Origin of the sequence: Nostoc sp., assembly GCF_036917535.1 — a bacterium.
GTDB lineage: Bacteria > Cyanobacteriota > Cyanobacteriia > Cyanobacteriales > Nostocaceae > Nostoc.
The window spans coordinates 41,120-66,074 of sequence record NZ_JBALDA010000019.1 but is presented as its reverse complement, the minus strand read 5'-3'; the positions used below and the strand labels follow the sequence as shown (position 1 = coordinate 66,074).

Here is a 24,955-nt window from a genome sequence, read left to right as displayed (position 1 = left end):
GTTATGCCAGCAAGATAACAAGATGATATTCGCCAACGACAAGAAATATTAAATAATTATCTGTCAAACAATTATGCAAATATTTAACAATTGGAATATAATTGCTAAGGGTTGGTATATTGCCTGTCCTAGTCATAAAATATCTAAAAAAATAGCAAAATCTGTAGAAGTGTGCAGTCAGAAAATTGCCATTTTTAGAGGTGAAGATGGGCAAATACGGGCTTTGGATGCTTACTGCCCTCATTTAGGGACAGATTTAGGAATTGGGAAGGTTGATGGTAATTGGATTCGTTGTACATTTCATCATTGGGCATTTGATGAAACAGGGCTTTGTCGAAATATTCCCTGTCAATCAGAAATTCCTACTCAAGCTAAATTACAAGCTTATGCAACAGAGGAAAAGTATGGATTTATCTGGATTTATCCAGATGCTAAAGCACCAGAGGGAGTGGCTGATTTTGATGAATTGAAAGGTAAAGAAATTGTTGTAAAAGCTGATAGTGCATTTGTCAGAAGTTGCCATCATCATATTTGTATGATGAATGGAATTGATGCTCAACATTTAAAAACAATTCATCATTTAGACATCAAAATGGATCTGTCGCTACATCGTAGCGAATTAGGCACACAAATAGACTTTACAATGCGGGGACAATTCCCTCAAACTACTTGGAGAGAAAAGTTAGGTCAAAGATTTCTTGGTTCTACATATCAGTATTCAATGCGTTATGCTCATGGTTGCATTGGTTTGTTAACAATGATGAAAAATGTTAAGCTTTTTCCCCCACTCTATATGATATATGCTTATACTCCAATTGCACCTGGAAGAACGAGAATTCAACCGATTTATGTAACTGAAAAACGTCAAGGTATTGTGGGATATCTGCTGAGTCGGTTTTTGCTATTCTGTACTCGCTTGGCTTACTATATGCTCAAAGATGAAGATGGCAAGATTTACGACAATATTCGCTTTAATCCGAAGTTGCTCCTTAGTATTGATCGACCATTAGCTCAATATATGGAGTATGTAAATCAGCTAAAACCATCTCGATGGTCAAAAAATAGAGGTGTAAAATAATAGGTTAGATTAGCGACAGCGTAACCTAACAAAAGCTTTGGTAATGTTTTGTTTTTCAACCTAACCTACATCTGAATTATTTTTTAGAGTGGGCAATGCCCACCAACTCCTATTGAGAAGGTGCAAGATATGAATACAGAATTGTAGTGTAAATAACCATTTTGGAATCTGTCACATTATACCGTAAATTTACCAAATTTGTCGATACAGTAATAATTAAAACTATATTACAAATTGATTTTAGGTAATTTCCGAATAATGAAGAGTTTGCTGATTCCTGTTCAAAATTTGCAACTAAGCGATCGCACCGCCATGTATGCGCTGCTGCAAAATTACTTTAAAGGTATAACCTGGGATAGATTTCAAGTTGATCTAGAGCGTAAAAACTGGGTTTTGTTGTTGAGAGATGAAACATCTAATGCACTCAAAGGATTTTCAACTTTGATGTTATGTCAAAAGACTTTTTTAGGAGAAAAAATTAGTGTGGTATATTCCGGCGACACTATTGTTGATCCTAGTGCTTGGTCGAGTACAACACTACCACGTAGTTGGATTGCCGCTATCAATTTTCTACGTCAACTACATGCAGAAAATAAACTTTACTGGCTGCTAATTTGCTCTGGTTTTCGCACTTATCGTTTTCTCCCTACCTTTTGGCAAGATTTCTACCCCCGTTATGATGTCACAACACCTGCCGATTTTAAGAATCTAATGGGGAATTTGGCACGGGAATACTATGGTAGCTTATACCAAGAAGCAACTGGTATTGTCCGGTTTCTGCATCCCCAAATTTTACGGGAAGGGTTGATTGAAATTCCATCAGGAAGACAGACTAATCCCCATATCCAGTTTTTCGAGCAAAAAAACCCCGGCTATCGACAAGGAGATGAATTGGTTTGTTTAACTGAGATCAGTTATGACAATCTCACCCGTGCTGGACAACGGATGTGGGAGTCAGAATCATCGTTAAAATTTGTGCAAGATTGTGTTCTCATTTAATTTTTATGCCATCTACCAACTTATACTTAAACTTTAACAATCCAACACAATTTATAGAGGGATGGTATTGGACATTACCATCAAACAAATTAAAAATTGGCCAGGTAAAAGCTATAACGTTGCTAGGTAGAAATCTGGCAATTTATCGGGGAGTTAGTGGTCAAGTAGTAGCTATAGATGCTTATTGTCCACACATGGGCGCACATTTAGCAGAAGGTAACGTAGAAGGTGATAATATTCGCTGTTTTTTTCATAATTGGAAATACAATGAGCGCGGAATTTGTGTAGATATTCCTTCTCTTGAAAAACCGCTACCTGTGTGTATTAAAACTTGGCACACGGCGGAAAAGTACGGCATGATTTGGGTTTGGGTGGGAGAAGAAAAGCCAAGTTCGCTGCCTTTTGTACTAGAACTAGAACAGGCAGACTGTGATTATATATTAGGGACTCGGTTTGTTAAAAACTGCCATCCCAATGTCCTACTAATTAATGCGATTGATGCTCATCACTTTAATACAGTACACAATCTGCCCTTAGAGATTGTATTTGATTCCCAAGACCTCAACCCCAACGCTATTACCTTCAGCAACACTACACGCGGAGGTGATGATTCCTGGTTAATCCGCCTGATTCGTCCTCTATACCGCAAAGAAGTTACTTATAGTATGTGTTATTGGTATGGCAGCACTGGCACTGTGACACTAGGGCCGGATTTTCTACACTTCTACATTATATTTGCGCTGCGAATGATAGAAGGAGGAAAAACCGAGGGACAAACAATTTTAGTGACTCCTAAACGTCCTGGATTTTTAGGATGGGTAGTAAATCGTGGTTTGCTATGGTTAACCCAGCAGGTTGGTAATTATTTTGCAAAGGGGGATACCCAGGTATTCCAAACTATTCAATTTAATTTGCAGACTCCTACTAAAGCAGATAAATCAATTTTGCAATTTATTCAGCACGTTAATCACCAAAAAGCCTTAACTTGGGAAAAGTGGGAAACTGTTAATTACTCAAATAGTCAAATACCATCAACACCTAACTCTGAGTTGACTTTAATTGAACAAGAAAAAAATGGATTTAAAATATAATATTGTCGGTTTGGATCTACCACACACCGATTCTCATGACCGTTTGCAACGGATATTAACAGCAGCATTACCCAATCAGAATAATTATGCTCCTTACCCGCAATTAAATTATTGGGATGCTGAATTTTTCAACTTACATCAAGTGAAAATTTTTCAACAATCTAATATTAATGAACAATCTGCTATTCTGGAACTTGCCAACCGCAGTTTGTTAGAAGAATCATATTTCATTGAGAAAGCAGGCGTTGGCTACATGGCAAAAATGGTACTGTTAGCAGAAACAATTGAAGAACGAATGCTTTATGGATTGTTTACGGCTGATGAAGCTACCCACCTTCACCAAATTAGTCATTTTTTACCAGAAATGCAAGTAACTAGCACGGACGATCCGTTTTTGCGCTTATTATCAGAAGTGGTTGAAAGTGCAGATAAAACAGTTTTGTTGTTTGTGCTGCAAGTCGTTTTAGAAGGATGGGGTTTAAGTCATTATCGGCGTTTAGCGAAGGAATGCCGCTATCCAGTTTTAGCAGAACTTTTTTCCAGTTTTTTACAATCTGAATCCCGTCATCACGCCACAGGAACCACCTTGTTTAATCAAATTCCAGTTTCAGCATTCAGTCAAACAACAATTCTTGATGTATTGGCACAGTTTTTGTTTATGGTACAGCTGGGGCCGCAAAGCGTATTAGCAGCAGTGGAACAAGTGAAAGGACATCTGACCCGATCGCAAAAAATCCAAATTTTAGAAGAGTTGAATACAGAGACTCACAGTGGAACACGATTACAAATATTGCGATCGCTCATGGGAGGAAAATCAGCCCAGTCTATCCTGCAAAATTTAGAAGAACGCGGAGCTTTTCAACCACTCCCCGCCCATCAATGTGTGTAATAAATATCAATCTTATCTCTGCGTCAAATAAAAACGGATATGGAAAAAACTATTCATCGCAAATTACAAATTAACCACACCCGCAATAAACAGCAAGATCATACTGCTTTAATGGATGAAGCAGTTAGCAATTTTCGCTATGAAGATTGTCAAAACGAGTATTGGAACCTAGAGGAATTTTCCCTACTATATGGTACACCATTATGGGAACAGTCCAGCCAACATCAGCGTATAATTTTGAACCAACTTTACTGGGTAGCTTACTACTCACAAATTGTTTCTGCTGAAATTGCCACTATCTTTTTCAATCAAACCAGTGCAGCCGGACTTTACGCTCAAGAAGATTTTCGCTTAATCTGCGATACATTAGATTTGGAATCCTACCAAGAGCGATCGCACATTAACGCCTTCCGCACAATTGCTAAACAGGTTGAACAAGCGTTGTTTGGGGAACTGATCTTTACCTACCCCATGCGCGGCCCCTTTACAGAAACGATGGTTTATGCTGACACCAATGCCCTAAAAACTTGGTGGAAAAAAATTCAACTTCAATACTTTGGGCTGATTTCTGCGAATAATACTTTTTTAGCTTGTCAGTATTTCACGATCCGGGGAGTGCGGACATTAAATGGCAAGTTAGTACAGCACAAACTCAGCAATTATTATCAAAAACATCCGCATCCTGAAGCTGCTCCCATTCCGGCTAAAGTTTCATATTATCACTTTCTGGATGAAAGTTTTCACTTCAACAGTTCGACAATTATATCTCACGATGTTATCACTTGTCTGAAGCCACCAACTGCATTTGAGCGACTGGTGGCTAATTTAGGATTGCTGGGATGTCAGAGAGATCACTTTCATTTTTCGGCTGCTATTAATGGGATTTTTTGGTACGATCCGGCGCTGTATAGCAAGATTTATCGGGTGTTGCGATCGCCCATTTTTGAGATGAGTGACAGGGATGCTAAAGAAATGATGCGCTGTTGTTTTACTGAGGAGTCGGAAGGATTACAGCGCAGTTTTTCAACTCATCACGAGGCGATGAAATCTTATCAAGTGTATGTTGAAAAACTCGATTATCTTTGGCAACGTAATCGGAATATGTCACTGATGGCTACTAATTCAATTTCTCGATATTTAGCAACTCAAAAAATGGCTTTTCAAGGTTTTGAACAGCGAGATGATTTGTTTTTAACTTACGCAGAAACGCAGAGTCGTAGAGAGGAATGTAAGAGTATTGTTTAGGTAAGATTGTTGTGTATTATGACTGACTTCTGTAAGATATCGTTTCCGGAAAGTAATTTTGTTCCAATCACTTTGGAATGTCATCAAAGTTTGTCTGAACATCTCATGGTTCAGAATTCACCTGTTTTGTTTGGTTGTCGGACTGGTATTTGTGGCACTTGTTTGGTTGAGGTGATTGGTGATATTCCTCCTCCTCAACCTGAAGAACAGGAAATGCTGGAGACTTTAGCACATAATCATACTAATATGCGGTTAGCTTGTCAGGTTGATGTTACAGGTAATATTCAACTTCGTAAGATTTAGATGGTGATTTAAAAACAACTATATAGCGGTTACTTTTAGAGAGCTTATGTGGTGATTGCTTTTTCCCAACATGATGTTAATACATCAGCAAAGTTGTTGTTACGGATGGCAGCACGAATATCTTTTCCAGTTATAGGTACTACAAGTGTATGCTCTCGACTTCCACGTAACATCTCTTTGGTAACAGTGTCTTTAAAGCCATTCCATGAAATTAAGAAGCCTAAAGAACATCGATTGCTTCGGTTGTCAATTTTTTCTTTGAACAGAACAAACTCGTTCTTTCCACATTTATCACTCCAATTTTTGCACTCAGCAAGTAAAATAGCCGATTCTCGTTTAAAGCGAGGGTCATTGCTATCGTTAAGCACAGTAATATCTATTTCTTCGGTTGCTGTCCTGATCCGATCCTTGACGGTAAAGCCTGGTATGGTCTCAAACAATCTACTAACAACCTCTTCTAGAGATCTACCGCGCTCATCATTAGAAGAAGCTTTCTCAACTGCATCTACAAGTGTGTCTAGATTTTGGCTACCCCGTCCAGATAACCGACTCGCAATTTCAGAAAGTCGCTTACTTGCTTCATCAGCAGCGTTTTCGGCTGTTTCTTCTAGCTCTTGACAGAGTAATTTTACATACTGGTACGCTTTAGCAAGATTATTTTGTCCTGTGCTTACAACAAATGTCATTTGTATATAAGCACCATCATCGTCATAGTGTGTTATGTTCACATCACCATGTACTCTATTACGCACCTCAACAGCACGGCGCACTAAGTCTAGATAGTGTTCTAATCCAATCGCAGAGTACCAATACTTTCGTGTCCAAGTGTAATCTGCTTCACCCTTAATCTGGTCTTGGTCTTTAAACAACCTGCCACTCCAATCATGATGGATTATGCCATCCTTGAGTAAGCCAACCTCAATCGCTACCTCATTAGGGATATCAACCAATGTTATTTTATCCAAGATACTTGAAGGAAGAAAAACTGGTTCATCTTCATTAGCATCTCTCAGTAGGGCTTTGGCTTCCGCAACATCCATACGTGCTTAAATTCAATAGAGAACGATTCAAACGCGCTTGTAAAAAATCAAGAATAGCATTTGTATCAATTAAAATTCGCATTATTCATGTTTTTCAGAATTAGCTCTTTTGGAATCCGATAGATACAGCAATGCAGTTCTACTCAAGACATTGCCATAATCTAAATACGATCGCTCCCACCCACCATGCAATTTGCAGATTTCTGGTACATTGTCGCACTCAGCGAACAGTTACAACCTAATAAGGTATTACCACGCACCGTATTAGGAGAATGGTTAGCGATATTTCGCGGTGAAGATGGACAACCCGTAGCTTTGCGCGATCGCTGTTTACACCGCAATAGCCGTCTGTCTACAGGTAAAGTTTGTAACGGTGCTTTACAATGTCCCTATCATGGTTGGGTATATGACGGTGCTGGGAACGTTATTGCTGTTCCAGCCGAAGGAGATGACTTCAAACCTTCCCCACAGCGTCGAGCCAAGTGTTACGCTACCAAAGAACAAGATGGCTATGTTTATGTGCGGTTAGCCGATACCCCAAGTGTTGATCTTGAACCCTTTTCTATGCCTCACTACGGAGAAACAAGATGGGAGACAGTGCGGGTAATTAACCATTTTGCTAACAATGTTACTAATTGTGCGGAAAACTTTATTGATATTCCCCATACGGCTTTTGTTCATCCTGGTGTTTTCCGTACCTCCCGCCAACAAAAGCTAGAGATGACTGTAGAACGGTGGAATGGTTCGGTTTTGGTGGAGTATCGTAACGAAAACAGTAATTTGGGATGGTACAGCCGTTTTCTGAATTTGCAGGGTGCAGAGATTAAACATAGCGATCGCTTTTATATGCCAAATATTACCTCTGTGGAATATAAAATGGCACACAATCGCCATTTGTTCATTACCAGTCAATCTATTCCAGAAACTGATAATTCAACTCTGGTTTACACGGATGTCACTTATAACTACGGTATCTGGAATAAATTAGCACGTCCTTTTGTGCGGTGGACTGCTCAACACATTATCCGCCAAGACGTGGAAATTTTAGGTATTCAGGGAGAAGCGATCGCTAAATACGGGACACAATTTTATAATACGCCTGCGGACACAATTCATATATTTGTAGAGTCAATTATAGCAGCTATATCTCGTGGAGAAGATCCGCGTTTATTGCCAAATCAATCGGTAAAAGTTACATTTTGGGTTTAAGAATAATTCTTAATTAATCAATATCAGTGTGAGTAATCAGAGTGGGAATACAAAACTTTGCACAACTACTAATTTTTGGTTCTTTTATCGGATTACTTAGTTGGACTATTACCAATCAGGTTGGACGAACTCAGCTTCAAGTTAAAAGTCGTGAAGATTGGTTGCTAGATGGTATAGGATTAACGATTCAAGGGATTTTAATTCCCTTACTACAAGCTACTTTAGTTTATTGGTTTTATCAATATTTATTACCCAGTCAACAAGGATATTTAAAAGTATCATTATTTCCGGCTTTTATTATCAGTTTTGTTATGATTGATTATTTATATTATTGGAATCATCGTTTATTACATACTAAATTCTTGTGGAAAGTTCATCAAGTCCATCATACTGTTACTCAGATGGATGTATTAGGAACTTCTCGTAACACACTTTGGACAAGTTTACTAATTGTTTATTTATGGATACACACTTTATTTTTGTATCTGTTAGCCGATCCAACAGGTTATTTATTTGGAGTAAGTCTAACTTCTGCCTTAGATTTATGGCGACACAGCAACTTGATAATTCCTGAAAGTAGCTGGCTTTATCAATTTTTATCTCCTTGGTTAATCTTACCACAGGATCATGCTTGGCATCATTGCCGTGAAGTCCATAATTATAACTATGGGGCTAATCTGAAAATTTGGGATAATTTACATGGAACATATTATCAAAACAAAAAATTGCCATATATAATCGGAATTCCTAGCTCATTAAACTTGTTCCAAAAACTTTTCTTCCCATTTTCATGACAGTTATAAGTAAAATTATTTCGTTTTTTCCCATCTTTATATTATTGCTAACTGGAGCAGCAATAGTCTACCTTGCCTATTCACCTAACATCTTCAGCATTCTGGCGGTGTTCCTTTCTATTTATGGGCTACCAGTGCTAGTTTACCGCTTGCATGAATGGGTTTATCCCGTGCAGGAGGGTATTAGTTATTTACAAGGTAAAGAATATAGTCCCTGGTGGGGTAGTCATCAAATCCAGGTAATTTATATTACCATTCCCGCCTTGGAAGCAGTGCTGCGGTTGATTCCGGGGGTGTTTTCCTGTTGGTTGCGATTGTGGGGTGCTAAAGTAGGGCGAGATGTTTACTGGACACCAGGTTTAGAAATTGCCGATCGCAGTTTGTTAGAAATTGGCGATCGCGTTGTTGTTGGGCATGGTGTCGGTATCTATTCCCATATCATTAAACCCCGCAAGCAAAATTTAATGTTGTATGTCAAAAAAGTCAAGATTGGCAGCAATGTATTTGTGGGAGCCGGATCTCATCTTGCTCCTGGTGTAGTTATTGGCGATGGTTCTTATTTACCAGCAGCCAGTAACCTTTATCCTAATCAAAAGGTACAATAATGCGTCCGATTATTCAGCTTTTTGGGCAAATCCTCGCACCAACGGCGAGGCGATTTCATCAAGCTTTGGATAACCCAGAGTTAATGCAGACATCTGTAAAAAGGGAGATTTGCGATCGCCTAATCAAGAGCGAGTATGGTAAAACTTTGGGGATTAATTCTATAGACGATTGGCAGCGTGTACCAATCGTAGATTATGATGCACTCGAACCCTACTTAAATCACAAACAGCAGCAAATTTCCCTTACACCTGAACCTATTTTGTTCTATGAAAAAACCTCTGGTAGTAGTGGGGCGGTAAAATGGATTCCTTATACTCAATCTTTGCGGCGATCGTTTAATCAGATGTTCTGTGTATGGGCGCATGATTTGATTGTATACGGCCCGAAATTTAGCACAGGGAAGATTTATGCATGTATCTCGCCGCAATTAAATGTAGTGGATAGCCAAGCTTTACAGAACGATTTAGATTATTTAGATGGCTGGTTGCGTTGGTTTTTACGTCCTTGGTTAGTGATGCCAAATAAACTGAATCTGCTACATGATGCGAATTTGTTTAAACATCAACTGGCATTGACATTATTACAGGCTGAAAAACTAGAAATTATTTCTATTTGGAGTCCTAGTTTTCTGCAAGTACATTTAAAATATATTCAAGAAAATCATAATTTCTTGCGAGCAGAATTACACAATCAGATTTCAGATCATCGGTTGCAACTCCTCAGTGAAAGTAATATTCCCTGGATGCAACTTTGGCCAAATTTGAAACTGATTTCTTGCTGGGATAGTGCCAATGCAGCAGATCAAGCTCAGGGATTGCGTTCACAATTTCCAGGTGTATTGATTCAAGGTAAAGGACTACTAGCAACGGAAGCACCAATGACAATTCCGTTGATTGTTGCTGGGGGATATGTGCCGATTTTAAATGAAGTATTTTTCGAGTTCGAGGATGAGACTGGTTTCCTGTATGGTTTACATCAACTCAGCATTGGCAAGGAATACACGATTATTTTATCGCAGAAAGGAGGTTTGTATCGTTATCGAATTGGCGATCGCATCCGGGTAACTCATTACTATCGCCGCACTCCCTGTTTAGAATTTCTCGGACGACATCAAACTATTAGCGATTTGGTAGGCGAAAAGTTGCAAGAAATCTTTGTCAAGAATGCTTTGACTCTCTTGAACTTGCAAGAAACTAATTTTAAAAGTTTGATGCCGATTGCCGATCCTCCACACTATATTCTATTACTAGATTCGGCAAAAGAAACCCCAGAAATCATTGCTAAACAACTGGATCTGGCTTTATCAGAATCATATCATTACAAGAGAGCGCGAACCATCGGTCAACTCACGCCACCACAGGTTTTAATCTCTAGTAAAATTCCTGAAATATTAGTTTCCCATCGTATCCATACTGGAAGTATTTGGGGAGGTATTAAGCATCCAATTTTGGCTAAATCACCCATTAGCACTGAACTTCTCCAAAAATTAAAATTTGATTAAATATTTAGCGTGATTCTAATTTAGCAACTCGCTCCTCTAATTTATTAACTTGTTGCTTCACTTCAATTACCAAAGTTGCAAGCCGATTGAACATTGGATCTTGCTGTGCTAAGTTCCTTCTGGAACCAGTTGACTGTCGTGGGGTAAGTCTTGTTCTTGAGGATGGAGACTGACGGGTTCTACCTAGCTGAGACTCTAGCTGATTTAACCGCGACTCAACACGATTTAAGTCCGCTTCTAAGTTATTGATGCGGGACTCTACTTGCTGTGATGAGGCAGTTTTGGAAAAAAAACTGCCCCAGATAATTGTTACTAAAATCCCGGCGATTACTAGCACCTTGATTTTTTTCATATTAATAGCTGACTTGTTAGAACAGTCTATCTAACCAAACTTGATTAGGATAGTTACAGTCTAAAAATCTGTGAATATTTCATCTCTTATCCGGTTGTAAGTTAGAAAATAAACTCTGCCAATCGATATATTTAACAGTATTTTCTCCCTGTTTAACCTCAAATGTGACGTTAGATGCTGTTCCTAGTTTTAGCGCTTGCACACACAGTTCTGCCACATCCTCACGGCTGATTTTACCTCTAATATTGTCACCTTGCTCAAATATTAATTCCTTACCACCTATGTCTTCAGTTAAAGCACAAGGTCTAATAATCGTATAAGGAATTCCGCTTTCTCTTAAACTATCTTCTCCCTTCAACTTCCAAGTTAAAATTCCTCCCAATTGGTCATTTAATTTCACTGCTGGCGGTTCTTCATCTAAATTAATGCCAGGGCGGCCGGGACGAGTGACACCTGCTGAACTGACGAGGATAAATTGTGGTAAACTTGTCCCTCCATAAGCTTTAATTGATTCCAACTGCAAAGCAAAACCACCTGGGGAAAATTTCGGATTTAAAGCGCCATCATGTTCAAATTTGCTTAACATCAGTTGGAATGAGCAAATTTTACTTTCTTCAAGTGGCGGTGCATCTTTGACAAGTTTTGCCCGAAATACGGGAATTAAATCTGCAAAGGGAATGTGAATATCTATCCAGGTATTAGCTACGGTATCGAAAGAATAGCTATAGCCAATACCATCCCATTGTGTATCTGTCCGTAGAAATATTTTATAACGCTGACCGTCACCTTTGACACGCAATTCTACACCTTCGTAACTAGATAAGTTGAAGGGTGGATCAAAATTTTTAGTTCTGATAGAAGCAAATCCGCCAGAGTTAGCAGTGGAGACATTACCCGCAAATAAAGCTGTATTTTCTACTAATTGGATATTACTGGCACTCACGCCACCCATGACGACATCATCCAACGCTCCCCAGTTATCCTTTAATTCTGCTGATGGCTTAGTGAAATCAAATATTAGTTTTTCCTTCGCTTGGGGTAGATATTTTGCTGCCGCTTTGACTAAGTTTTTGACTCCTTGATATTCTACATTTTCGGGAGTATCACCAACAATTTCTGGTTGGTAAAATTTAACACCTTGATAGTATTTAGCTCTATCTGCTGTGTCTCCCTCAACTGGTTGTACGCGTACTGCTGTGCAACAAATTACAGCTTGGATATCAGACAGGACTAAAGGAATTAAAGTTTCTGGTTGCGTGATATCCGCAACTACTAAATCTATATCATTACCAAGAATTGACCGCGCTTTGTCAATATCTCGAACTAGGGCGCGAACTTTATAACCTCGTTGGAGCGATCGCTGCACGACTCGTTTACCAACACCACCTGTTGCACCTGCTACTAATATTACACCCACGTTTCTTCCTCCATTGGGTCTATATTGACTATCCTTAGGACGACCTTGGATTAACTGCTGTACCCAGTTGAGGAAAGGAATTACCTCAAAGTAAGTCAGGGTTTCGATAAACCTGCCTAAGTCCCATTGAGAACGATTTTTGTCAGTCATATTTGCGTCCTCATAACTTTCTTCAGCTTACCATTTTGTCTTTCCCCTACAGTCCACACCCTGTTTTGATCAAAAAAATTCAACCAGTCAAGGTAAATTGGGATTGTCTAAATTATGGCTGGATAGATGATACAGTGTAATTTTTCGTTGCCACCTGAGTATGTTCTTCGTAAAGCCAAGCCTTTTGATATGTGGTTAATAGTATTTTTTGTGTTTAGAGCAAAGCTAGACCCTAGTCAACTAAGATGGCAGCAATTTTGGGTCATTGAATCTGATGGGCATTTAGTGGCTTTCGGGCAGCTCCGAAACTTTCACTTAGCACAAGAGCTAGGTAGTTTATTTGTTGCACCAGCTTGGCGAAACCGTGGTTTAGGGACTGTTTTAGTGCAGCATTTAATTACTCAAGCTAGTCAACCGCTTTATTTAAAATGCTTAAAACATCAATTGGTAAATTTTTACATTAAAAGAGGTTTTGTATCCGTTAATTTTAAAGACTTACCACCATCCCTCAAGTCCAAGTTTGGACTATCTCAATTACGAAAGAGGTTAACAAAAGCTTTTATATTATTTATGAAGTATGAATAACCCTCTTTTGGTAAGGGTTATAGCAACACAAACAGTTCATTTATCTAGTTTTAAGAGAATTGCAACCCGCAAATCCCCGACTTCGTAAAAGTTATCAGGGATCTTGTTTCTCATGAATGATTCAGAACTCCTGTAGTGGTTTGTCTACAAAAGAATATACCAAATCCCATTATCATTTTGACGTAAAATACGGTATCTTCCCTCAATAAATTCTCGCATTCTTGGGAAATTTTTGTTGATAGTAGGCTGCTGAATATAATCAATAAAGATATAAGGAGGCTTAGATGAATCTAACTCTTCTAGAAGTTTGGTCCATTGCTCAGGCAGAAAATATTCAAGTGCCCAACCACGTATTGATGTTGCCTGAGTCCGATTGGAGAAGTAGTAAATAGATGGATCGCCAGCTACATAAATCTTACCAGGAAGACTTCCTGGTTGGGAGATAAATTCAGCCTCTGAACGAAGAGATGGATATTTGTCTCTAAAAATAGTTTGATATTTAAATCTTGTATCTTCAGTTAAAGCAAAGTTATTATTAACCAGAACAATACTCTTTTTCATAAGAGTGTTTGATAAAGGCAGGAAAAACAAAAATATCAGCAGGATTGTAGTAAATGGGGAACTCAATTTTTTTAAAGACTCCCATAAAACATCTAATCCTTTAGTTGCTAAAATACCTAAAGGTACAAAAAATAGTAAATAATGGTATTCCCAAAATGCTCCACGTTGTAGAACAATGACACCCCAAGCAAAAATACACCAAATCACAAGTAGCAAAGTCAATATATTCTTAGACTTACGCAGTGATACATCCACTGCAACAGTAGCGACTAAAAGTAGAGGATAAAAATTATTTAAGAACCATTTTATTCCTACAAAAAGCCCATTTGGATCAAATTGGGAATTAGCAACAATTCGAGGTGGATATAAAAAAAATGTTTCATACAAAATTGGTAAACTATTAAACCAGGCAAAATAGCTAACAATAAACAAAATAGGAAATGTAATCCCTAGAAAAATTGGAATAAATATTTCTAAAAAAGCTTTTGGAATTTGCTGTCGTTTGATTAGTACAGAATATATAAAAATAGTTAGCCAAAATGAAATTAATATTAGCAAAAGTATTAATTTAAAAATTAGGACAATTCCACCAATAAAACCTGACAGTAAAAGTAGAAAAAATCTTTGTTTTCCTTCATATTGAAAAGATTGAGAAGTTAGCCAAAGACAAATGAATAAAGGAAAACCAACCAGTGCTTCAACTTGAGTAAGATGCCAAGGCTGTGAAACAGTATAGTAAACGCCAACCGTTAACAAAGGTACTAGACTTGCGATTATCGGATGCCGAAAATAGCTTTTTAGACTCAGCAACAATACTATAGACAGAAACACCATATAAATAAGTTCAAAGAGATGGATGCCAATCTCATTAAAACCAAAGAAAGTTCCCGCTAAAAAGTAAAAGCAAAAAATCCCCGGTTGCTTTACATCCCAAAAATCACGATAGAGTACCTTTCCTTGTTGCATCTCCAAAGCACCCAGCCTAAAAAATGCTTGATCTCCGTCAAATGGAAAAGGCAAATGTATAAGACCAATAGCCACAATTGCAATCAAAACTAGAAAGTCAATTTTATTTAATTTAGTAATATTAATCATCAACCTTTATAATCAAAAATTAAGCGAATATTCTACACTGATTAATATCCTAACAGGGTAAAGAGCAAGGCAATTTTAGGATATGAACTTAAAGTTTAAAGTTTCTGCGATCGCGTCAACACTGACTTTTCATTTTATTAAAAATTAGCTGAAGTCCCAAAAATATTTAAGTAAGTAGGCAGGAATAAATTAAAGTATGTTAAGTAATGTAAAAAATATATTTTTCTCTATTTTGAAGGCTAAAGCCTTCAAAATAGGGCTAGAGCCGCTTAATATAAACCTTTAATCGTTAACGTCGTTCTACTTCTTACACTGGAGGAAATAAGTATGAATAAAAACTTTCCTTCCAAATGGAGCATCTAACGTCGTCCACAGCTAAGTCTCAAGTTGCGCGTGGATTACTCAAACCGGACTATCTCTTGAAAAAATGCGTTCTTTCGTAATTTTACCAAAATGTCAACCGTATTATTTTTAAGATTATCTGCTGAATGAAACAAGTACAGGTTACGTAAATTAGTCATCGATCAACTGTGATCGCAAAAAACAAAACCGCCCATACCTGGTCAGGGGCGCATTTTTTGCTTGATGCGATAGTCGCTCTGTTGAACGTACTTGAGTAGGTCTGGACTGCTTTGAAGAACTGTCGGAAGTTGTTCGAGAAGCACTGCTGTTAGCAATGTCGCTTCGTGCTGTTCCAGTTTTGCGTCAATGGTTTTGAGGTAGTTTATAAACTTTTCTAGTTCCTCACTGACAACTTGCAGCACAGTCAAGGATTTTATGGTTCAGAGTCAAATGCGCCCCTACATTGTGGCGTTTCAACGTTCACGCGGTTGCAAACACAGCAAAATATAATTATAGAAAACTACTAAATTATTACCAAATAATCTTTCTAGTATTTTGTCAAGTTAGTTTTGAGAGTTTGTAGTAAGGACTTTAGTACTTAGAAAACAAGGACTAAAGTCCTGACTACGAACTTGTAGACATAATAATGCTTATCGACTTTGAACTATGGACTCTTGACTAGAGTTTTCAAGTTCTGGAAGTTCTACTCTGGCGGTTTTCCAACCTCCTGCCCAAGCAAGGCACAGATGACGGAAACGATCGCCCCGCACCTCAAAATTTGGGTACTGGTCAAAACTCGCACAAGCCGGAGATAGCAACACCACAGGCGCTTGATAGTGCTTGGCTAATTCTGCCGACTTGGGAACTGCCCTTTCCATAGTTTCCACAATATGGTAAGTATGATACCCTATCTCTCGGAGACGTTTGGCAAATGCGGGTGCAGCAGAGCCAATCAATAACACAGCAGCAGCTTTGGTTTGAATTTGTGCTAGCCAGCCGATATCATCTCCTGCTTTAGCTTCTCCACCAGCAATTAAAATCGCTGGACTGTTAACAGATGCTAAACCTACTTCAGCAGCATCATAGTTGGTGGCTTTGCTATCGTTAATGAAATCAATACCTTCCCACGTGCAGATATGCTCCAAACGATGGGCAACACCAGGAAATTCCCGAACCGCATGCGCGATCGCATCACGATTAATTCCCGCTAATCTTGCTGTTGCTACTGCCATCAAAAGATTTTGCTGGTTATGTTCTCCCACCATTCGCAAGGTAGATACCTTTACGATCGGTTCTGGTGCAGAGGTTGCAGTCAATTTTTCCACAACCCAACCGTCTTCAATGTAAAAGCCTTTTTCGCTAATCAGAAAATCTTTTCCTCTGACACTTGTCCAATAGGCATCAGGCCAAGCACTTAAACCTAGCTGGCTCAAGTAGGCATCATCACCATTGAACACTTGCAACTCGGACTGACGTAATAACTTGGCTTTGATATTGTAATAGTTCTCTAAAGTCTGATGACGACTGAGGTGATCCGGCGTGAAAGTCGTCCAAACACCGATCCGGGGAGCAAGGGAACTAGAAGATTCAATTTGATAGCTGCTAATTTCCGCAATCACCCAATCAATATGATTTTGAATTGCAGTTTCTTCACCTCTGCTCGCCTGAGAGAGGGCAACTTCACAAGCGGCGTAGCCAATATTACCGCAGGCGGGTGCATCTAATTTTGCTGCTTGGAAAATGGCAGCAATTAAAGCTGTGGTAGTAGTTTTGCCGTTAGTGCCGGTAATTCCTACCCAAGGTAGCGATTGTAAATTTCGCCAAGCGAGTTCCATTTCCCCAATGGTTTCAATACCTAATTGGCGTGCCTCAACTAATACGGGAATATCCCAAGGCACGCCAGGACTAACGACTATTAATTGGGGTAAATTAGCACGATTCAATTCTAGGGATTGTCCTAGTTTAACGGCTATTTGCTCGGCAGCGAGTTCTTGTTGTTGTTCTAGGAGGGTTTTGGAGGTGTTGCGATCACTCAGCTCTACCTCCCAACCTTCCCGTTTCAACAATCTCGCCGCTGCAACACCGGACTTTCCCAATCCAATAACAGTAGCTTTGGACATAGATTGCAGCAGAGTGTCCCTGGTTAAGCACTCCCTATACTAGCGTTTCTTGGCAAAAATTACACAAGTTTTTGTTGACCTACGCTACAGATTTTTGACGATCGCACCGAAGTCAGCTAAAACACGGGCATGATTGCGAACTAATCCGAGCAGATGTAACCGATTACGCTTGACTTCTGGATCAAAGTCCATAACTAAAACGCTATCTGGGCCATCAAAGAAGTTACTAACTGTCGGAGCAATTTTTGCTAATGCTGCTACTAACAGTTGATAATTTCGTGTCTGCTGTGCTGCTTGAGTTTGAGGTACTGATTCAATTAGCGCATTATACAAGGCTATCTCAGAGGGTTTTTGGAATAATTCTGGACGGACTACGGTTGTTGGTTCTAGCTGTTTTGTATCTAAATCACCTTGAGCGGCTAATCGTGTGGAACGGTTAACAGTTTCGTAGATGTTATCTAAAGTACTGTCATTGCGGATTTGTTGTAAATATAAGGCGCGATCGCGGACATCCAATAAATCCTTTAACGTCCGTTCTGTGTATTCTGGGTCATTTTCTCCCAAAACTGCATTTACTAAGTCGTAATCAATTTGCTTTTCTTCTTGTAGTAAAGTGCGGATGCGTTGCAAGAAAAACTCTTGTAATGCTGCGGTTAATGATACTCGATCTTTGTGATATTTTGCTGCAAAGTCTGTTGCTATTTGCGCCAATAAATTATCTAAGTTTATCAGCAAATTATCAAACCAAGTAATTTTAACTACAGCATTAGCAGCACGGCGTAAGGCGAAGGGATCAGATGAACCAGAAGGAATTAAGCCTAAACCAAAGATACTCACTAAAGTATCTAATCTATCTGCCAAACCAACAATTTTACCCGTGAGTGTTTCAGGTAAGACATCACCGGCTCCTTTTGGTAAATAATGTTGATAAATTGCCTTTGCTACTTCGGCATCTTCCCCACTAGCTAAAGCATATTTTTCTCCCATAATGCCTTGCAATTCTGGGAATTCATACACCATTTGTGTCACCAAATCTGCTTTACATAATAAAGCAGCACGTTGAATTCTTTGGCTCTGGTCTTCCCCTAATTCTAATTGACTGCTAATTTGCTCGGCAATCTTGACTACTCTATCTACCTTGGCACGCATTGAACCCAATTCTTCTTGGAAAGTGACTTTTTCTAATTGGGGTAAAAAGCTATCTATTGGCTTAGTTAAATCAGCTTCATAGAAAAATCTGCCATCAGCTAATCTAGCACGAATTACCCTTTCATTGCCGACGGCAACAATGTCTGATTTTTTCGGATCGCCGTTAGAAATTGTGATGAAATTAGGTAATAATTCTTGTTCAAAACTACCTGGTTTAAATACAGGAAAATAACGTTGATGAGTAACCATGACTTCAGTAATTACCTCAGTTGGTAATTCCAAAAATTCTGGTTCAAATTTACCAACAACTGCGGAAGGATATTCTACAAGGTTGGTTACTTCCGCTAACAAATCGGGGTAAATTACCGTATATCCACTTAAATTCTCGGCTACTGCCTTTACTTGCTCTGCGATCAAATTTACCCGTTCTTCTGGGTCAACGGTGACAGATGCAGACTTGAGGGTGGTAACATAATCAGTAGCTTGGGCAATTGTCACAGGTTCAGGATGTAAGACCCGATGACCTTGAGAAATGCGATCGCTCTGAATCGTTTTAGAACCATTTACTAATTCTAGAGGCAGCACCGTCTCATCTAACAAAGCTACCAGCCAACGAATTGGTCGGGAAAACCTGGCATCACCATTCCCCCAACGCATCAACCGCTTACCTTCTAAACCCCAAATCCACTGGGGAACAAGTTCTGTTAAAATTTCCGCCACAGGACGACCGGGAATTCTTTTTTGCACAAATATAAATTCCCCTTTGTCAGTGGGGCGAACAGACAGCGCATCTAGTTCCACACCTTGCTTTTTGGCAAAGCCTGCTGCTGCTGCTGTTGGCTGACCATCTTTAAAGGCGGCTTGGGCGGGGGGCCCTTTAATTTCTTCTTCTCGGTCTGGTTGCTGAGATGGTAGACCTCTAATCACTACCGCCAGCCGCCGGGGAGTACCGTACACTTGGACACTTTCGCCCTTGAGGCTGTTTGCTTCCAGGCTTTGGGGAATGCGTTCCTGCCATTGCACTAAAGCATCACTGAGAAAACTTGCAGGTAGTTCTTCTGTACCAACTTCTAATAGAAACCCAGGCATAGGACACTGTTTTCAACTTTGCGTAGCTCAACTTTATCAGTTATTCTCAAGCGATCGCTCGTGATTTTTAGCTAAATTGGTCATCGAAGAGGATAAGGCGAAATACCCCATAGATATAGGACTTACGCATAGGTCACGCTTGCATCAAACCACAGAGAAGCCAGTGTGTTGGGGAGACACTGCGTTGCGCGGGTTCCCCGACTTGAAGCAACTGGCGCGGCGCAGAGAACACAGAGGAATAAGAGTTAGAGAGGTTTTTTGCGTGAGTCCTAAGATAAATCAGGGATGGAAGTTAGGTCAAATTGGATTGTATACAAAGGAGCGGCTTGTCGTAAAACATCGCTATAAACTTGGCATTTTATGCAAAACTTTATAAAAAAAGTGCTTATCTTTATAAATTCATTACATTACATACGTAGTTTTATGCGGTATTTACGGATATATATTTCCATCGTAAGCTTAAGTAGGTCGGTAGAAAAAAACTAAACTATGTTAATAAAAATGAACTAAGCTAAAACTTTCTTCCCTCCTGCCTTATGCCTCATCCCAACTACAAATATTTACGTCGTTCTACCTACTTAGTTCAGTAAACTGGTGGGGTTATCTTCAACCTCATTATAAATATTGAGTGAAAAAGAATGTATAGACGTAACATTGTTAAGTCTCTACAAGGATTTTGGATAACGCATATTTAATTTCACTAGATGTCTAATATTTCGTCATTAACACTTTTACAAAGCTCAGTGCTGATTGCAATTAATTTTACTTTTATCCCAGCACTCATTACTCAGCGAGAAGTTGGAGCGGAGGCTTCCTCCGATCCAAACTTCGGTGACTCAACACTGTTTTGGTCAGTGCCTTTAAACTACTTAAAAAGTGGGACTCTCTTTAATTAATACAATACTAATGATTTGGTTAAAAATACTTTATGTGCCAGTTTAAAAGGCGGAATGAGGGTTATATGCATAATACTGAATATAATGCTACAATTTCTCAAGTGTAAATTTAGGCATTAGTTCGGAAATAAACAGACCAACTATTGTCATAATCACCAGAAATAAAACCTATATTTATCAATAGCCTAACTCGTTTATACAAAGTCATATTTTTGTTTTTAAGTGTTCTATGCAGTACAAAAATTATCTTTTAAAAACCACAAAGAAAATTTATAAGCAATGTTTAATACATTTTTTTAATCAAACAGTTTTACCAGTCAAAATACAGCATTTGTAAATAAATGAAGTAATAAAATGCAGAGAGACAAGTCAGATATAAACTTTATGCGAAAAAACGCTGTAAGTAATAAAAATAGCAGCTTTCACTGTCTATTTAAGTAAGTAATCCGATCGTTTCATGCTGTCTTCACAAAATTCACAATATAGTTCATGCATATTCTAATTTATTCCTACAACTATCATCCAGAGCCAATTGGAATTGCTCCGTTAATGACTGAATTGGCAGAAGGACTAGTAAAGCGAGGTTATAAAGTGCGAGTGATTACGGGAATGCCAAACTATCCTCAGCGCGAAATTTACGATGGGTATCAAAATAGATGGTATCTTACAGAACAAAAAAATGGCGTTATTATTCAGCGAAGTTACGTACGAATTAAGTCTAAACCAAACCTTGTGGATCGGCTGTTACTGGAGTTGAGTTTTGTTTTCACCAGCTTACCCCAAGCCTTTAAAGGTGGGCGACCAGATGTGATTATCTTAACAGTCCCGCCGCTACTAGGTACGTTACCAGCAACAACATTGGGCTGGCTATACAACTGCCCAGTAGTTCTAAATGTGCAAGATATTTTACCAGAAGCTGCTGTGCGTATCGGGTTATTAAAAAACAAGTGGATGATCCGAACTCTTGCAGCTTTAGAGAAATTTGCATATCGGACTGCACACACTATTAGTGTGATCGCTGATGGGTTTCGTGAGAATTTAGTAAATAAAGGAGTACCTGTTAATAAGATCATTTGTATTCCCAATTGGGTAAATGTAAATTTCATTCGCCCGTTACCGAAACAGAGCAACTCTTGGATATCTAACCATCAACTAAATGGGAAATTTATAGTACTTTATTCAGGCAACATTGCTCTAACGCAAGGTTTAGAGACAGTAATAGAAGCAGCCGTTTGTTTACGTCATATCAAAGATATTGTTTTTGTCATTGTTGGCGAATCAAGAGCATTACAAAGGTTGCAGGAATATTGTCTATCAAATGGAGCAGATAATGTTTTGCTACTACCGTTACAGCCGCGAGATAAACTACCTGAAATGCTAGCAGCTTCTGATGTCGGGCTAATTGTGCAAAAGCACAATGTGATTTCGTTCAATATGCCTTCAAAAATACCACTGTTATTGGCGAGTGGTCGCCCAATTGTAGGTTCAGTTCCCGCCACTGGTACTGCTGCTAAAGCGATCGAACTTAGTGGTGGTGGGATAGTTGTTGAACCAGAATCACCCCAAGCAATGGCTGCGGCGGTGCATGATTTATATGCTAATCCTGCTCTAGGAACGAAGCTAGGTAACACAGGAAGACAATTTGCCGAAGAAAACTATTCCTTAGAGCAAGCGCTTGATCGATATGAGTGGCTTTTTTCTCATATTGTTACCAACCGAAAATCAACTGTGGGTATCTTACCAAAATTCGATTCTGAGAAATCAGTTGTGGATGGTTGAACAGGATTGAAGATTTCTCACTTGTTAGCTACACAAATAAGACTTTGATTGGGATAAATTAAATCACCCATTCGGGTGAGTTAAAGATCAACCGATCGGGTGAACTAACTGTAGGAAGTTGAGACTGATCAAAAATAGGAATCTAGAGAATACTGATTGATTGCATGTCGTTCTGGGTGAGGATAACTTGATGATTATAAATCTGAATTAATCAGCGTAGGCGCAGCCCGCCGTACTCATGCGGGGAAGCAAGCCACGCCAAGTGTCTCGTAGAGAAGGCATCGTTCCAGACTCTTTTCTTCCTTAAGATCAGTATTCAGTACTACTCAAGAGCGATAAACTCATTTGTAAATAATACCAATCTCATCTGCTATGTGGTTATAATGCAAGCAAGCGCTTGCAAACACTCATAGAAAACTTAGCATCAAGTACGGCACAAACTTATGCACCCTTGATCTAGTCAGCAACTAAGGTATTTGCAAACGACAGGTTTAACCACAGCGACAACGCGAGAAATTGCTCGTGTTGCTGGGGTCAATGAGGTAAATTTATTTCGTCATTTCCAGAACTAAAGAGCAACTACTAACTTGCTCTGATTACCGAAGCGATCGCTTTCCCAGCAGAAGCTTTAGCTACAACAACATGAACCGTGCTTTCTCTCTGAGCTAAAGCACTGTGTTTATACTGACTAACAAAAAACTATAAGTTACACTTTAAGAAATTGAACGGAGTTAAGTAATGTACAAATAAACCATAATGTGCTGAACAAAATTGGTTCATTTTAGGTGCTAGACATCGTGAGCGATCGCCCAAATACCCAGACATATTTTTCACCAACATAGAGAAAGAAAGGCTAAAAAACTATTCAAAATAATGCTTTTTTAGCGAAAAGTAGATTGCCCAAGTCTAAATCCACAAGACGAGAAAACGAAGATGCCCCATTCTGAGTTCCCTGACTCTCCCCTTTCCATTGAAACAGAACAACCCGCTGTTACAGATTCTAGTCAAGAGTCGCAAGAATTGCCACCGCGATCGCCTAAGCCACCTCAAAAACGGCGTTGGCCCCTGATATTAGGAATCGTCTTATTAATTGCAGGTGTAGGTTTTGGTTGGCGCTGGTGGCAAACTAGTAATGCTAGCAAAGCACCAGCAGCTGGGGCAGATGCTGGTCAACCTAGAGCAGTTCCGGTCAAGCTAAGGACTGTGCAAACTCAAACTGTGCAGCAAAGTTCGGAGTTTATTGGCTCTTTGGAGGCTCCACGTTCAGTAATCATCAAGCCACAGGTTGAAGGACGAATTACTGAGATTTTCATCCAAGAGGGCAACCGCGTTCAACAAGGACAAGTGATTATCAGTCTGCAAAGTGATAATGTCCAAGCTCAATTGTTACAAGCTAGAGGCTCACTGCAACAAGCCCAGGCACGTCTTGCTGAACTCAAAGCAGGTACGCGACAAGAAGAAGTTGCCCAAGCTAGAGCGCAGTTAGCCCAAGCCCAAGCTCGCTATAGAGATGCCCAATCGGGATCGCAACCAGAAGAAATTGCTCAGGCTGAGGCTCAAATTCAGTCAGCTAAATCCGATGTGGAATTAACACAGTCACGCGCCAAGCGATACGCACAATTGAGAAAAGAGGGCGCAGTTTCTCAAGATACCTTAGAGGGATATGTTAAAGAACAGCAAAGTGCTGAAGCTGCCTTAGTTGTTGCCCAGAAACGCTTAGATCAACTCCGCCAAGGCAGAAAATCTAGTATCAATGAGTTAGCTGGTGCCTTGGAACAACAGAAACAAAACTTAAGACAACTAGAAAATGGTTCTCGTCCAGAAGAAATTGCCCAAGCGCAATCGCAAGTAACTCAAGCAGCTGCCCAAGTTCAAGCTGCCGAAGTCCAATTGCAATACACAAAAGTTTTAGCACCTTTCACTGGCATTGTTGGTGATATTCCAGCAAAGGTGGGAGATTATGTGGAAAAAGCCGATCAACTCACTACACTGACTAGAAACGACTCTTTACAACTGAATATTTCCGTTCCGCTAGAAGATGCCAAAAAGCTGCGCTTGGGATTACCAGTGCAAATGCTAAACGTCCAAGGCAATCCTATAGCAAGGGGTAAGGTAAGTTTTATCTCCCCAAACGCTAGTTTAGATTCGCAGACAGTTTTGGTAAAAGCTAACTTTGGTAATTCGAGAAATCGACTGCTTAATCTTCAGTCAGTGCAAACTAGAGTAATCTGGAACGAACGTCCAGGAATTTTAATTCCAGTTACAGCAGTATCTCGCTTGGGTGGAGAGACATTTGTATTTGTGGCGCAACAAGCGCCAGCAGAAAAGTCTAAACCTGGAGCGCCATCTTCTTTAGTAGCTAAACAAAAGCCTGTGAAATTAGGAGTTATTGAGGGGAATAATTATCAAGTTATCCAAGGACTAAAAGCGGGGGAGAAAATTGTTGTTTCCGGCATTCTTAACTTAACCAATGACGCTCCCATTACTCCTGAAACACAAGAAGTTGGTAGTCAGAAGCCTTAGCTGATGAGAAGATAAGGGTGCGGGGAAAGGGGGACAGAGAGATGAGGGGACAAGGAAGACAAGAAGAATAACCAATGCCCCATGCCCAATTTTTAAACTATGTTTGTTGACTTCTTTTTTAAGCGGCTTGTTCGGGGCACAC

The 24,955-nt window shown here is 39.4% G+C and carries 21 protein-coding genes; 14 read left to right on the top strand and 7 right to left on the bottom strand.

Annotated elements, in window-relative coordinates:
• Window positions 1-73: 73 nt before the first annotated feature.
• The 6 genes from V7K56_RS07420 to V7K56_RS07395 all read left to right on the top strand — a co-directional run bounded on the left by V7K56_RS07420 (window position 74) and on the right by V7K56_RS07395 (window position 5,605).
• Window positions 74-1,078 carry an aromatic ring-hydroxylating dioxygenase subunit alpha gene (locus tag V7K56_RS07420; protein WP_334909049.1) on the top strand — a complete coding sequence of 335 codons (1,005 nt, stop codon included), beginning with the start codon at window positions 74-76 and terminating at the stop codon, window positions 1,076-1,078.
• Window positions 1,079-1,336: 258 nt separating this feature from the next.
• Window positions 1,337-2,077, top strand: a complete 741-nt coding sequence (locus tag V7K56_RS07415) for a hypothetical protein (RefSeq protein WP_334909047.1) — start codon at window positions 1,337-1,339, stop codon at window positions 2,075-2,077.
• Window positions 2,078-2,082: 5 nt separating this feature from the next.
• Window positions 2,083-3,168: an aromatic ring-hydroxylating dioxygenase subunit alpha gene (locus V7K56_RS07410; RefSeq protein ID WP_334909045.1), complete on the top strand. Its 1,086-nt coding sequence runs from the start codon at window positions 2,083-2,085 to the stop codon at window positions 3,166-3,168.
• Window positions 3,152-4,057, top strand: a complete 906-nt coding sequence (locus tag V7K56_RS07405; RefSeq protein WP_334909043.1) for a ferritin-like domain-containing protein — start codon at window positions 3,152-3,154, stop codon at window positions 4,055-4,057. The genes V7K56_RS07410 and V7K56_RS07405 overlap by 17 nt, the downstream gene beginning before the upstream one ends.
• 39 nt (window positions 4,058-4,096) lie before the next feature.
• Window positions 4,097-5,302: a P-aminobenzoate N-oxygenase AurF gene (locus tag V7K56_RS07400; RefSeq protein ID WP_334909041.1), complete on the top strand. Its 1,206-nt coding sequence runs from the start codon at window positions 4,097-4,099 to the stop codon at window positions 5,300-5,302.
• An 18-nt stretch (window positions 5,303-5,320) separates the two neighbouring features.
• A complete protein-coding gene (locus tag V7K56_RS07395; protein ID WP_334909039.1) occupies window positions 5,321-5,605 on the top strand; it encodes a 2Fe-2S iron-sulfur cluster-binding protein in 285 nt (94 codons plus the stop codon).
• A gap of 44 nt (window positions 5,606-5,649) precedes the next feature.
• Here the strand turns inward: V7K56_RS07395 and V7K56_RS07390 are convergent, their stop codons facing one another.
• Window positions 5,650-6,645, bottom strand: coding sequence for a hypothetical protein (locus V7K56_RS07390; protein ID WP_334909037.1), 996 nt, complete (start codon window positions 6,643-6,645; stop codon window positions 5,650-5,652).
• Window positions 6,646-6,831: 186 nt separating this feature from the next.
• Here V7K56_RS07390 and V7K56_RS07385 point away from each other — a divergent pair, with 186 nt between their 5' ends.
• Genes V7K56_RS07385 through V7K56_RS07370 form a run of 4 tightly spaced genes read left to right on the top strand, consistent with a single transcriptional unit; the run spans window position 6,832 to window position 10,755 of the window.
• On the top strand, window positions 6,832-7,854 hold the full coding sequence (locus V7K56_RS07385; RefSeq protein ID WP_334909035.1) for an aromatic ring-hydroxylating dioxygenase subunit alpha: 1,023 nt from the start codon (window positions 6,832-6,834) through the stop codon (window positions 7,852-7,854).
• Between the two features lie 41 nt (window positions 7,855-7,895).
• Entirely contained in the window at window positions 7,896-8,648 is a 753-nt protein-coding gene (locus tag V7K56_RS07380; RefSeq protein ID WP_334909033.1) for a sterol desaturase family protein, read from the top strand.
• Window positions 8,645-9,253, top strand: a complete 609-nt coding sequence (locus V7K56_RS07375) for a DapH/DapD/GlmU-related protein (protein WP_334909031.1) — start codon at window positions 8,645-8,647, stop codon at window positions 9,251-9,253. Before V7K56_RS07380 ends, V7K56_RS07375 begins: the two co-directional genes overlap by 4 nt.
• Window positions 9,253-10,755: a GH3 family domain-containing protein gene (locus V7K56_RS07370; protein ID WP_334909029.1), complete on the top strand. Its 1,503-nt coding sequence runs from the start codon at window positions 9,253-9,255 to the stop codon at window positions 10,753-10,755. The genes V7K56_RS07375 and V7K56_RS07370 overlap by 1 nt, the downstream gene beginning before the upstream one ends.
• A 4-nt stretch (window positions 10,756-10,759) precedes the next feature.
• Here the strand turns inward: V7K56_RS07370 and V7K56_RS07365 are convergent, their stop codons facing one another.
• Window positions 10,760-11,107, bottom strand: coding sequence for a hypothetical protein (locus V7K56_RS07365; RefSeq protein WP_334909027.1), 348 nt, complete (start codon window positions 11,105-11,107; stop codon window positions 10,760-10,762).
• A gap of 79 nt (window positions 11,108-11,186) precedes the next feature.
• Window positions 11,187-12,674 (bottom strand): CIA30 family protein, encoded by a 1,488-nt coding sequence (locus tag V7K56_RS07360; RefSeq protein ID WP_334909025.1) that lies wholly within the window; start codon window positions 12,672-12,674, stop codon window positions 11,187-11,189.
• A gap of 126 nt (window positions 12,675-12,800) precedes the next feature.
• On the opposite strand from V7K56_RS07360, the gene V7K56_RS07355 reads away from it, so the two are divergent.
• Window positions 12,801-13,259, top strand: coding sequence for a GNAT family N-acetyltransferase (locus tag V7K56_RS07355; RefSeq protein WP_334909023.1), 459 nt, complete (start codon window positions 12,801-12,803; stop codon window positions 13,257-13,259).
• A gap of 144 nt (window positions 13,260-13,403) precedes the next feature.
• Here the strand turns inward: V7K56_RS07355 and V7K56_RS07350 are convergent, their stop codons facing one another.
• The 4 genes from V7K56_RS07350 to glyS all read right to left on the bottom strand — a co-directional run bounded on the left by V7K56_RS07350 (window position 13,404) and on the right by glyS (window position 19,615).
• Window positions 13,404-14,915, bottom strand: coding sequence for a hypothetical protein (locus V7K56_RS07350; RefSeq protein ID WP_334909021.1), 1,512 nt, complete (start codon window positions 14,913-14,915; stop codon window positions 13,404-13,406).
• A gap of 563 nt (window positions 14,916-15,478) precedes the next feature.
• A complete protein-coding gene (locus V7K56_RS07345; protein WP_334909019.1) occupies window positions 15,479-15,679 on the bottom strand; it encodes a hypothetical protein in 201 nt (66 codons plus the stop codon).
• 228 nt (window positions 15,680-15,907) lie between these two features.
• Window positions 15,908-17,377, bottom strand: a complete 1,470-nt coding sequence (gene murD, locus V7K56_RS07340) for a UDP-N-acetylmuramoyl-L-alanine--D-glutamate ligase (protein ID WP_334909018.1) — start codon at window positions 17,375-17,377, stop codon at window positions 15,908-15,910.
• 84 nt (window positions 17,378-17,461) lie between these two features.
• Window positions 17,462-19,615, bottom strand: coding sequence for a glycine--tRNA ligase subunit beta (glyS, locus tag V7K56_RS07335; protein WP_334909016.1), 2,154 nt, complete (start codon window positions 19,613-19,615; stop codon window positions 17,462-17,464).
• Window positions 19,616-21,000: 1,385 nt separating this feature from the next.
• Between glyS and V7K56_RS07330 the strand changes: the two genes are divergently transcribed.
• The 3 genes from V7K56_RS07330 (at window position 21,001) to V7K56_RS07325 (ending at window position 24,813) form a co-directional block, all read left to right on the top strand.
• Window positions 21,001-22,290 carry a glycosyltransferase family 4 protein gene (locus tag V7K56_RS07330; RefSeq protein WP_334909014.1) on the top strand — a complete coding sequence of 430 codons (1,290 nt, stop codon included), beginning with the start codon at window positions 21,001-21,003 and terminating at the stop codon, window positions 22,288-22,290.
• Window positions 22,291-22,766: 476 nt separating this feature from the next.
• Window positions 22,767-22,862 carry a TetR family transcriptional regulator gene (locus V7K56_RS36990; protein WP_442939940.1) on the top strand — a complete coding sequence of 32 codons (96 nt, stop codon included), beginning with the start codon at window positions 22,767-22,769 and terminating at the stop codon, window positions 22,860-22,862.
• A 361-nt stretch (window positions 22,863-23,223) separates the two neighbouring features.
• Window positions 23,224-24,813 (top strand): efflux RND transporter periplasmic adaptor subunit, encoded by a 1,590-nt coding sequence (locus tag V7K56_RS07325; protein ID WP_334909012.1) that lies wholly within the window; start codon window positions 23,224-23,226, stop codon window positions 24,811-24,813.
• The last annotated feature ends 142 nt before the right edge of the window (window positions 24,814-24,955 follow it).